Source organism: Amycolatopsis orientalis DSM 40040 = KCTC 9412 (assembly GCF_000478275.1).
GTDB lineage: Bacteria > Actinomycetota > Actinomycetes > Mycobacteriales > Pseudonocardiaceae > Amycolatopsis > Amycolatopsis orientalis.
Map to the genome: position 1 here is coordinate 1 of NZ_ASJB01000068.1, position 275 is coordinate 275.

Below are 275 nucleotides of genomic sequence, written 5' to 3' on the forward strand. Positions count from 1 at the left end.
TGACGAAATTCATGAGATGATTGCGCTGTTTGATGAGGATCGCACAGGAAAGAAACAACTCGAAAAAACGGTCGAATACGGGCGGCGAAAACTGAAGGAGGTGAACGAACGGATCGAGGATTTATTGCAACTGAAGGCGGAGATGGAATCCCTGCTTTCCGATTTTGAAAAGCGATTGCGAGAATGGGAGGAATCGGGCGGATGAACATTTCGGAGTTGCTTGCCCGTCAAGCGAGGAAATTTCCGGCGAAAACGGCGGTCATTGATGGGGAAAC

1 protein-coding gene is annotated in these 275 nt (G+C 49.1%); it reads left to right on the forward strand.

The genetic code is table 11. From position 1 onward, the window contains the following. On the forward strand, window positions 1–205 hold a 205-nt coding region (locus L324_RS24295; protein ID WP_037313076.1), incomplete at its 5' end, for a MerR family DNA-binding protein. Between the last annotated feature and the right edge of the window lie 70 nt (window positions 206–275).